This window comes from Actinocorallia libanotica (assembly GCF_039525175.1).
GTDB classification, from domain to species: Bacteria; Actinomycetota; Actinomycetes; order Streptosporangiales; family Streptosporangiaceae; genus Actinocorallia; species Actinocorallia libanotica.
Genome location: NZ_BAAAHH010000043.1, coordinates 44,539 through 54,778, shown reverse-complemented (window position 1 = coordinate 54,778; position 10,240 = coordinate 44,539). Strand labels below are relative to the sequence as shown.

At 73.9% G+C, this 10,240-nt stretch carries 9 protein-coding genes and 1 rRNA gene; 4 read left to right on the top strand and 6 right to left on the bottom strand.

The genetic code is table 11. The features are described 5' to 3' along the window. Positions 1-73: ribosomal RNA gene (gene rrf / locus ABD140_RS40235) — 5S ribosomal RNA — on the top strand; the annotation flags it as partial. A 116-nt stretch (positions 74-189) separates the two neighbouring features. Here the strand turns inward: rrf and ABD140_RS34240 are convergent. Genes ABD140_RS34240 through ABD140_RS34230 form a run of 3 tightly spaced genes read right to left on the bottom strand, consistent with a single transcriptional unit; the run spans position 190 to position 3,785 of the window. Beyond that, complete coding sequence (locus ABD140_RS34240) at positions 190-2,496, bottom strand: HelD family protein (protein WP_344246075.1); 2,307 nt, start codon at positions 2,494-2,496, stop codon at positions 190-192. A 28-nt stretch (positions 2,497-2,524) separates the two neighbouring features. Next, positions 2,525-3,223, bottom strand: a complete 699-nt coding sequence (locus ABD140_RS34235) for an acetoacetate decarboxylase family protein (protein ID WP_344246073.1) — start codon at positions 3,221-3,223, stop codon at positions 2,525-2,527. Between the two features lie 49 nt (positions 3,224-3,272). Next, positions 3,273-3,785, bottom strand: coding sequence for an SRPBCC family protein (locus tag ABD140_RS34230; protein ID WP_344246071.1), 513 nt, complete (start codon positions 3,783-3,785; stop codon positions 3,273-3,275). A 30-nt stretch (positions 3,786-3,815) separates the two neighbouring features. Here ABD140_RS34230 and ABD140_RS34225 point away from each other — a divergent pair, with 30 nt between their 5' ends. Next, positions 3,816-4,403: an HD domain-containing protein gene (locus ABD140_RS34225; RefSeq protein ID WP_344246069.1), complete on the top strand. Its 588-nt coding sequence runs from the start codon at positions 3,816-3,818 to the stop codon at positions 4,401-4,403. Here the strand turns inward: ABD140_RS34225 and ABD140_RS34220 are convergent. From ABD140_RS34220 to ABD140_RS34210, 3 genes are all read right to left on the bottom strand, one after another. After that, on the bottom strand, positions 4,323-5,339 hold the full coding sequence (locus ABD140_RS34220) for a glycosyltransferase family protein (RefSeq protein ID WP_344246067.1): 1,017 nt from the start codon (positions 5,337-5,339) through the stop codon (positions 4,323-4,325). The genes ABD140_RS34225 and ABD140_RS34220 overlap by 81 nt on opposite strands. A gap of 87 nt (positions 5,340-5,426) precedes the next feature. Further along, on the bottom strand, positions 5,427-6,281 hold the full coding sequence (locus ABD140_RS34215; protein WP_344246065.1) for a sulfotransferase family protein: 855 nt from the start codon (positions 6,279-6,281) through the stop codon (positions 5,427-5,429). A 116-nt stretch (positions 6,282-6,397) separates the two neighbouring features. Then, positions 6,398-7,966, bottom strand: a complete 1,569-nt coding sequence (locus tag ABD140_RS34210; RefSeq protein ID WP_344246063.1) for an arylsulfatase — start codon at positions 7,964-7,966, stop codon at positions 6,398-6,400. Between the two features lie 155 nt (positions 7,967-8,121). Between ABD140_RS34210 and ABD140_RS34205 the strand changes: the two genes are divergently transcribed. Both ABD140_RS34205 and ABD140_RS34200 read left to right on the top strand, forming a co-directional pair. Beyond that, positions 8,122-9,087 (top strand): hypothetical protein, encoded by a 966-nt coding sequence (locus tag ABD140_RS34205; RefSeq protein WP_344246061.1) that lies wholly within the window; start codon positions 8,122-8,124, stop codon positions 9,085-9,087. Further along, positions 9,084-10,238, top strand: coding sequence for a DUF6716 putative glycosyltransferase (locus tag ABD140_RS34200; RefSeq protein WP_344246059.1), 1,155 nt, complete (start codon positions 9,084-9,086; stop codon positions 10,236-10,238). The genes ABD140_RS34205 and ABD140_RS34200 overlap by 4 nt, the downstream gene beginning before the upstream one ends. Positions 10,239-10,240: the final 2 nt, after the last annotated feature.

Genomic DNA, 10,240 nt, shown 5'->3' with positions numbered 1-10,240 from the left:
CCCGGAAGTTAAGCCCTCCAGCGCCGATGGTACTGCACGGGAGACTGTGTGGGAGAGTAGGTCACCGCCGCAATCATCGTGTGAAAGGCCCTGGACATTGTCCGGGGCCTTTCCGCATTTCCGGAGTGTTTTCGGCGAGAGAGAACCCTCCAGGGCCGACGGCCCTGGAGGGTTCTTTCGTGCTCCGGGTCAGGTGGTGAGGGTCTCGCGCCAGGCGGGGTCGGCGGTGAGGACGGTGAGGCGCTGGGTGGCCCGGGAGACCGCGACGTAGAGGGTGCGCAGGCCCATGGGGGACTGGGCGGCGATCTCCTCGGGGGCGACGATGACGGCGGCGTCGAACTCCAGGCCCTTGGCGTCCAGGACGTCCAGGAGCTGGACGCGGTCGGGGACGTCCCAGGGGTCCTGGGGCCAGCCCAGGGGGAGGATGACGCCGATGGTGCCCTCGACCTGGCCCAGGAGGTCGATGACTGCGTCGCGGGCGGCGTGGAGGAACGTCGGCCGTGTGCCGTCGGGCAGGAGGGAGACGACGGCTTCGTGGCCGGTGGTGCGGACGGCGCGGGAAGGGACGGCGTCGGGGACGGCCTTGGCGAGGACGCGGGTCGCCACGGCGGCGATCTCCACGGAGTTGCGGTAGTTGGTGGTGAGCTCGAAGGAGTGCAGGGGGCGCTTGTTGCGGCGGGTGCCGGCGGTGCCGAGGGCGGCGGCCATGGCCTGCCGGGAGGCCTCCAGGTCCTCCCAGGCGGACTGGGCGGGGTCCTCCACGACCGTCCAGGTGGCCTGGCGGCCGCGGCGTCCGAGCATGCGCCACTGCATGGGGGAGAGGTCCTGCGCCTCGTCGACCACGACGTGGCCGTAGTCGGTGGCCTCCTCGGCCTCGTCGTCGACGCGGCGGGCGCGTTCGAAGCGCTCGATGGAGGTGGTGAGCTCGCGGAACTCCGGCTCCCACTCGGCGACCTCCTCGCCGGTGAGGATGTTGACGCCGTCGACGACGTACGGGTCGTCCTCGCGCACCTTGCGGGTGGGGCGCGGCGCACGGCCCAGCAGGGAGTCGAGCTCGTCGAGCAGCGCCACGTCCTGGTAGGACCAGCCGTCCTCGTGGGCGAGGGAGCCGGCGAGCCTGCCGACCTGGGAGGGGGTGAGGTCGCGGCCCGCGGCGCGGCCCAGCCGCCCGGGGTCGGCCAGGGAGAGCAGCACCTGGTCGGGGGTGCGGATCGGCCACCAGGCGGTGAGGAAGTCGCCGAGCTGGTCGCGGGCGTTCGCGGTGAACTCGCCGCGTTTGATGCCGGGGGCGTCGACGAGGCCGCCGATCTCCACGAACCGCTCCCACAGCGCGTCCAGGAGGGCGTCGGCGGCCTTGCGGCGCCCGGTGTTGACGGCGCCGTGGACGCGCTGGTGCACCTGCTTGCGGATCTTGTCGAGGCGGGGGCGGTCGAGGCGGACGACGACGCCGGCGTGCACGACGGTGAGAAGGTCGGGGGCTCCGGGCGGGTGGTCGGTGACGGCGCGGCGCAGCACCCGCGCCATGGACCCGGCGCCCTTGATCCGGGTGAGCTCGGGCGAGTCGTGGCGGGTGGCGGCCGTGCCGGGCAGCAGGTCGCCCAGGGAGCGCAGCGCGGCCGAGCCCTCGCCCAGGGAGGGCAGGACCCGTTCGATGTAGGCGGTGAAGCGCTGGTTGGGGCCGACGATGAGCACGCCGCGGCCGCCGAACCTGCGCCGGTGGCGGAACAGGAGGTAGGCGACGCGGTGCAGGGCCACGGCGGTCTTGCCGGTGCCGGGGCCGCCCCGCACGATGACGGTGCCGTCGGCGGGCGCCCGGATGACGAGGTCCTGCTCGCGCTGGATGGTGGCGACGATGTCGCGCATGGCGCCCTCGCGGGTGCGGGCCAGCGAGGCGAGGAAGGCGCCGTCGCCGACGACGGTGAGGCCGTCGACGAGGGCGGGCTGCAGCAGGTCGTCCTCCAGGTCGATGACCCGGTGGCCGCGGGAGTGCAGGACCCGGCGGCGCACGACGCCGCGCGGGTCCTCGGGGGTGGCCCGGTAGAAGGCCTCGGCGGCGGGCGCCCGCCAGTCGACGACGAGCGACTCGTGCTCGCGGGTGCGCACCCCGACCCTGCCGATGTAGAGCGGGCCGTGCTGCTCGGCGGCGGCCGGGCCGCCCGGCCCGCCCGGGTCGGCGGAGGCGGGGCCGCCCAGGCCGGCCGGACCGACGGAGGCTCCGGGGGCGAGGTCGAGCCGCCCGAACACGAGCCCGTCGTCGGCGACGTTGAGCGCCTGGGCGCGCAGCGCCGCCTGGTAGACCATGGCGTCGCGGTCCACCAGTGAGCTCTTGGTGCCGGCCTGGGACTGGCGGAAGCCCTCCTGGAGCATCCGCTGCGCCTCTTCCCGCATCTCGTCGAGCCGGACGTGGGCGGCGTCCACCAGGGACTGCTCGGCCGCTATCTCGGCTTCTTTGACCTGCGGGGCCTGGGCGGCCCCGGTACGGGCGGACGACGGCATGTGCTCTCCTTCTCGCAAGAGAAGAAGCTTATGCGGTCGCGACCTCCTCGGCCTCGCCGAAGGTCATGCCGAGGTGCCCGACGGTGGTGCTGGACAGCGCGGGCACCCGGTCCAGGCCGAGCCTGCGCATGTCCTCGGCGGCGGGGTGGTCGCCGAGGGTGACGACCGCGCCGCCGGGGCGCATGCGGACCTGGGAGGGGCGCATGGTCCAGGGGACGCGCCGGGTGACGCCGTCGTAGCAGGCGTAGGCGTCGATCACGGGCGCCGCCTGCCCGTCGGGGACGGCCAGGCCGGGCTTGACGGACATGGCCGCCACGAGCCGCCCGTCCTGGTGGACGGCGCAGCGCTGGGGCCCGCTCCAGTCGATGGGCAGGCGGGTGAGGACCTTGGGGAAGCCCCAGATCTGGCGGCCGGCCTGGAGGGTGAACTCGCCGTCGACGGGGAGCCAGTGGATGAAGGCGCCGACGCCCGAGGAGGCGACGCCGCGGGGGTGGCGCACCAGGAAGGCGACCGCGAACTCGTGGTAGGGGCCGAGGTCGCCGTCGACGTACTCGACGAAGGCGAGCGAGCAGATCGTGTGGGAGCCCAGCGGCCGCACCACCTCCAGGCCCGAGTAGCCGATGACGGTCTGGGCGACGCGGGCGGGGACGGGGAACATGGCGGACGCCACCTGCGCGTGGCGGATCTCCACGGGCATGGCGACGGTCTGGTCCAGTACCTGGTGCACGGCGGCTCTCCTGGGGTCGGTGGCGCGGAGAATGAAATTAGAACAGGTTCTAGACCGGAGTCTCAAGGGCGGCCCGCACCCGATCGAGCGTGGCGCGCATGCCCGCCCGGTTGAGCGCCGCCCGCCGGTCCGCGCGGACCCCGGTGAAGACCCTGCCCAGGAAGGACACCACCGGCGCCGTCCAGTGGTCGCGGCGCAGGTCGTGCCAGTACTCGGTGAGCCGGGTGGACTCGCCGACGGGCTCCAGCCGGTAGCCCCACAGCGCGACCTCCATGCCGAAGCTGTAGACGCGGAAGGCGTGCACCCGGTCGGGCACGTGGGCGGTGACCTCGCAGTTGGTGAACCAGACGAACGGGCCGCGCCGGTTGAACCCGATGAACCGGGAGCCCTCCTCCACCGGGACGTCGCGCAGCCGGACGCGGAAGACCTCGGGCGACAGCTCGGAGGCGCGCCGGGGGTCGGCGACCAGGGCGAAGACCCGCTCGGCGGGCGCGTCGACGAGGACGCTCTCCTCGGCCACCCATTCCCGTTCGCCGCCCTCGGTGCCCGCCGTGCTCTCCATGGTGAGATCCTCCCGCATTACCGTGGGGGAATGGACGACCTGAACTGGCGGACCTGGGACGAGGCGGAGCCGGAACTGCGGAGCATGCTGCCGGAGGCGGCGCTGGAGACCGTCCGGCGGGCGGCGCGGGCCGCGGAGCGCTGGCACGGGGAGCAGACCCGGCCCACCGGAGAGCCCTACACCGTGCATCTGCTGGAGGCGCTGGAGGTGCTGGCGCGCGGCGCGGGCGAGCGCGACCCCGACGTCCTGGCGGCGGCCCTGCTGCACGACGTGGTGGAGGACACCCCGGCGACGGTCGCCGACGTCGAGGCGGAGTTCGGGCCGGTCGTCGCCGAGTACGTCGACTGGCTGACCAAGCCGCCCGTGCGCTCGCGCAAGGACAAGCGCGCGGCCAAGGTGGGCTACCTGCGCCGGCTTCGGGAGGCGCCGCCCCAGGCGATCGCGATCAAGCTGGCGGATCGGGCGAGCAACGCCCGCACCCTCGACCGGATGCCCCCGGACTTCCAGCGCCGCTACTACACCGAGACCGTGGTCTACCTACTGCCGCTGGCCCAGGACCACGCCTTCTTCGCTCCCTGGTTCGCCGACTGGGCCCAGCGGTTCGCCCACCTGCGCTGACCCCGCGGGCCACCGCCCGGCGGCGGCCAGGCCCTCCAGCCGGGCGACGAAGACCGGCGCCTGCTCGGCCCAGTCGAAGCGGGCGCGGGCCGCCTCGTGGCCGCGGCGCGCCATCTCCGCGCGCTCGCCGGGCAGGCTCCGCAGCCGCAGGACCTCCCGGACGGCGGCCGCCGGGTCGCGGACGATCCGGCCCGCTCCCGTCTCCTCCAGCAGGAAGGAGGAGGCGGGCTCGGGGGTGGAGACCACGGGGACGCCGTGGGCCAGGTACTCCAGCACCTTCGTCGGCGGCAGCGCGCGCCGCTCGCGGGTGAGGGACAGCCCGGCCGTCGCGCCGGAGACGATGCGCAGCGCCCGGTCGTTGGGCACGAACCCGTACCAGCGCAGGACCCCCTCGCGCTGGGCGGCGCGCAGCAGCGGGCGGACCTGCGCGTCGGCGGGGCCGACGAGCTCGGTGGCGACGCCGTGCGCGGCCAGGGCGCGGGCCACCGCGACGACCTCCTCGGCGCCGCCGTGCCGGGTCAGCCGACCGAGGTGCACCACCCGGGGGTCGTCGGGGCCGCGCGGCGGGCGGGCGGGCACCGGGGTGAGGGTGGGGTGGTCCAGGCGGGGGAGGCGCCGCGGGCCGGCCGGGCCGTCCATGACGACGGGCGTGCGGCGGGGCGCGACCAGGGCGAGCTCGGGGTCGTGCAGCAGGACCAGGTCGCTGTGCGGGGCGTGCTCGGCCAGGGCGCGCCGGGCGTGGCGCAGCGCGCGGAACCTGTCGGACAGGCGCGGCAGGTCCACCGGGGTGAGCTCCGGCCAGGGAACGGCGTGGTGCGCCCCGAACGGGGCGAGATAGGTGACGTGGTGGCCGCGCTCCAGCAGGGCCCGGATCTGCCGGTGCAGGATCCGGGCGTCCTCGGGATGGCGGCCTACCGTGCAGACACAGACCCGCATACGGCGTCTCCGGGGTTCACAGGACTTTCACCGGCATCGTCGCCGCCGTGCGTGTCCGCGAGGTGAACCCCGAAGGGCCGGGGGCCGTCAGTCCAGGTAGCCCCAGAGCTTGCAGATCTCCTGCAGCTGCGGGTCGATCTCGTCCACGCTGGGCAGCGGCCGCGCCTTCTGCACCTGGCCGGACTTGATGTTGCTGCTCCAGTCGCCGAAGACCGGCTTGATCGGGCCGTGGTCCTGGGAGCCGTAGTCGAGCATGGCGGGCTCCCACTCCACGCCCAGGTACTCGCAGATCCGCTTGGTCCACGCGGCGGGGTCGGCGGTGAGGTCCTCGTAGCGCACGGCCAGGCCCTTGAGGTTCTGACGGGCCTGCTCGACGCCGTTGACGTAGTTGAAGATCTCCTTGACGACCGCGTCCTTCTCGGCGCCCTTGCGGCGGTTGAGCACCGACTCGACGACCGACTGCGGGTGGCGCTGCAGGAAGATGTAGCGGGCCTGGGGCCAGGCCGAGGAGATGCGGCGCCAGATCAGGGCGTTGGCCGGGGTCTTGTCGACCACGATGCGCTTGCCGCTGCGCTCGAGCTCATGGTGCAGGACGCGGTCCCACAGCAGGTGCTCCAGCTCTTTGCGGCTCAACCCGATGGCGTCCATGATGTTCTCGGTGTACTCCCGGCTGGGCCGCACCTCGAGCGTGCGCAGGTGCAGCTCGTGCGGGGCGCGGATCTGGGAGTGGGAGTTCAGCAGAACCCGCAGCAGGGTGGAGCCCGACCGGACGGAGGAGAGGACGAAGACGGGGGAGGGAACGAGCCTGTTGCCGCTGCCGCGGTCGGGCAGCAGGACCTTGCGCTTGGGCTTGACCCCCGGCGGCCGCAGGGCCTCGGCGAGGTGTTCGGTACGGCGGCGGATGGCCCGCTTGACTGCGGTGCTGCGCTGTGCTTCCTGCATCCCTCAAGTCCCGGGTCAGTGTGGCCTCGCAGGAGACGATAGCGACACATTGGGCAATTTGGACTGACTGTAGTGAACGTTGCTGAATGTTAACTGAGAAACGTGCAACCCGGATCCTAGTCCAGGGGTCGCCATGATCGCTTCAGGTAGCGTTCGCCACGCCTGACGAGCGCCGGGCGGGACTTGGCGAGGTTGTTCCGCTCGCCGGGGTCCTTGTTCAGGTTGTAGAGCTCGTACGTCCACTTCTTGCCGGGCGTGGAGTACTCCGTGCCGGGCGCGAAGCCGATCAGCTTCCATTCGTCGAACCGCACCGCCGCCGCGCAGCGCCTTCCCTTGCCCCGCTCCTCGGCCCGGTGGCTCTTGGTGGAGCCGTTGTGCAGCCGCAGCCAGTAGAGGTACTGGTGCTTGGCGGGCCTTCCGGTGCCCGCCCACAGCTTCCGCAGGGAGATGCCGTCGTTCTTCGGCGCCTTGAGCCCGGCGAAGTCGGCGAACGTCGCCATCAGGTCGTACTGGACGGTCGGGTGGGAGGTGCGCTTCTTGGCGGTCTTGCGGAGCAGTTTGGGCGACCAGACGATGAACGGGACGCGGATGCCGCCCTCGTAGAGGTTGCGCTTCAGGCCGCGGTAGGGGCCCGCCGCCTCGAAGAACCGGGGGCTGACGTGGTCCTCCTCGTGCGGCCCGTTGTCGGAGGTGAAGACCACGATGGTCTCGTCGGCCAGGCCCAGCTTGCGCAGCTCGTCCATCAGCATGCCGACGTACCCGTCGAGCTGGGTGATCTGGGCGGCGTGCGCCTTGTTCTGGCGGGTCCAGTCCTTGCCGCGGTACTGGCCGAGCCCGGAGACCACGGAGGGCGCGTGCGGCAGCGGCAGGGTGAGCATCAGCAGGAAGGGCTGGCCCTGGCGGTCGGCGTCGCGCAGGAAGGCCAGCGCCCGCTGCATGATCAGGCCGGGCCCGTAGATCGGCCCGCTGTCGCCCTTGTTGCCCGGCAGCGGATGGTGCTGCCCGTTCTCCCAGAGGAACTCCGGGTAGTACCGCTTGGCCATGTGGTGGGTCATGTACCCGAAGAAGTCGGTGAACCCGCGGGCGTTGGGGTTGGTGTTGTTGTTCCCGGCGTTGGGGCCGAAGCCCCACTTGCCGAACAGGCCGGTGCGGTAGCCGCCGGCCTGGAGCATCTCGGCGATCGTCGGCTCGTTCGCGCCGATCGGGATCTCGCCCTCCTTGGGCGGGTTGCGGCGCACCGCGCTGTGGCCGCTGTGCAGGCCGGTGAGCAGCGAGGCGCGGGAGGGGGCGCAGACCGGCGCGGGGGCGTAGGCGTCGGTGAAGCGCAGGCCCTCGCGGGCCATCCGGTCGATCCGGGGCGTCTTGATCTTCTTCTGGCCGTAGCAGCCGAGCTGCCCGTACCCCAGGTCGTCGGCGAGGATCAGCACGAAGTTGGGGCGCTTGGCCGGCGGCCCGCCCTGGGCGGGCGCGGGCGCGGCCTGGGGCGCCGCCTGGGGGGCCCGGGACGTGGAGGCGACGGGCCGGCGGCCGTCGGCCTGGGGGGAGAGCGGGGCCGTGCTCTCGGTCCCGCCCTGGGCCCGGGGTCCGGCGGGGGCGCCGCCGTCGCGGGACGGCCACGCCGCGAAGGCCGCGGCACCGGCTGCCAGAGCACCTGTACTCAGCAGGAAACGTCGCCTGTCAGACAAGTGAGGACTCCTGGGGTTTGCGGGGGAACCGGAGGCAGCTTAGCGACATCTCGTGCCGCCGGGTCCGCGCAACGGCGTCGACGGCCTCCGTTGGTCTCCTGTTCATGCTCGGATGCCAGGTTGGCACCGGTACCTGATCCGATGCTTGGGGACGCATGACTGATCTGGCCTGGGCGGAGTCGCCGCTCCAGCTTCTGTCGGCCCTGGAGGCCCGGCACGCCGGCCTGCTGGGGCCGGTGCAGGTGCGCGTGCGCCCCGGATCGGACGCGTTGCACGCTACCGCCCGAGAAGTGATCCGGTTGGGGTTGTCACCGAAAACCGACCTGATCTTCACCGAGAAGACCGGGCGTACCAGGAGCACCGGGGCGATCGGCGACGCCTTCTCCGGCCGGGCGCAGGCGGGCCTGCTGCTGCACCGGGCGCCGGAGCGGATCGTCCTGCTGGACGACGGGCTGGCCACCCTCCACCTGCTCGGCCTGCTGTGCGGCCCGTGGAAGCAGCCGCTGGTGCGGGCCAGGGCGCGGCCGGGCCGGCTCCGGCGCGCCTTCTCCGGGCTGGCCGGCCGCCGGCTGCGCTCGCTCGCCCACCGGGGCAGGGTGGTGTTCTTCACCGGCCTCCCCGTGCCCGCGCCGCTGCTCGCCCGCGCCCGCCGGGTCGGCATCCCGGTCGTCTCCCACGACTTCGCCTGGCTGCGCTCCCTGCCGCCCGCGCCGCCGCCGGAGCGGCGGACCGTGGTGCTGGGCACCTCGCTGGTGGCCAACGGGCTGGTCGAGCGGGAGCCCTACCTGCGGTGGCTGGAGGGCGTCACCGCGCGTGAACCGGTGGTCTACCACCCGCACCGGCGCGAGTGCCCGCGGGTGCTGGAGCTGCTGCGGGAGGACCCCGCGGTCACCCTGGTCGAGGGCGACCTGCCGGTGGAGCTGAGCCTGCGCGGCCTCACCTCCGAGCACCGGGTGCTCAGCCTGCCCTCCACCGCCCTGACCTCGCTGCGCGTCCTGCACGGCCCCGGCGGGCCCCGCGTCGAGGGCGTCGGCGTCCCCGCGGCGTGGTGGACCGAGCGGGCCGACCCCGCGCTGCGCACCCACCTGAGCCTCTCCGTCCTGGGTCCGGAGTTCGTTTGAGACTGCTCGCCGTCGCCGACTCCGACTCGTACCTGAAGTGGGCGGCCGCCCTGCTGCGCGGGCTGCCCGGCGAGCACCGCCTGGTGGTGGTGCGCTCGCCGATCACGCCGTCGGCCGGGCAGCGCCGCGCCGCCGTCGGCGGCCGGGAGGGCGCCGCGGCCCCCGAGGTGGTCACCGCCCGCCGGCTGCGGGCGCTGCTGCGCGCGGACGACCCGGACGCCGTGCTGCTGGCCTGCACCGGGCCGGTCGTGCGGGCGCTGTCCCCCTGGGTGTCGCGGGGCCGGCGCCGGGTCCTGGTGACCGGGCTGCCGGGGATCTCGGTGCCCGCGAGCGAGAAGGCGTGGCGGCTGCGCGCGGCCGCCGACCTGTTCGTGGTGCACAGCGGCCGGGAGGTCGCCGAGTTCGACGCGATCGCCCGCGACCTGGGGCTGCCCGGCCGGACGGCGCGGGCCACGCTGCCGTTCCTGCACGACGCCGCGCCGTCCGGCGGGCGCGCCGGTCCGGACCGCGACCGTGTCGTCTTCGCCACCCAGGCCAAGGTCCCCCGGCGGCGCGAGGAGCGCGAGCGGATCCTGTACGCGCTGGCCGGCCTGGCGCGGGCGCGGCCCGACCTGGACGTGGTGGTGAAGCTGCGGGCCGGGGAGGGGGAGGAGCAGACCCACCGCGAGGACCTGCACTACGCGGCGCTGTGGCGGGAGATGCCGGTCGGGCACGGGCTGCTGCGCTTCGAGACGGGGCCCATGCACGCCCAGCTGGCCCGCGCCGCGGGGTTCGTGACGGTGAGCTCGACCGCCGCGCTGGAGGCGATCGCCGCCGGCGTCCCGCTGCTGGTGCTCTCGGACTTCGGGGTGGGCGCCGAGATGATCAACCTGGTCTTCGAGGGCAGCGGCGTGCTCGGCACCCTGGACGACCTGGCCCGCGGCCGGTTCCGCGTCCCCGACGAGGCATGGTGCGCCGCGAACTACTTCCACCCCGAGGCCGAGAACGACTGGGTGCGGCGGCTGGCGGAGCTGGTGGCCGAGGGGGATCGGCTGCCGCCCCCGGCCGGGGACCCCGGCGGCAGGTGGGCCAGGACCAGGGCGTCGCTGCGGGTGGAGCTGCCCCCGGCGGCCTACCGCGGGGCGCTGCGGCTGCGCCGCGCCCTGCGCTGAGC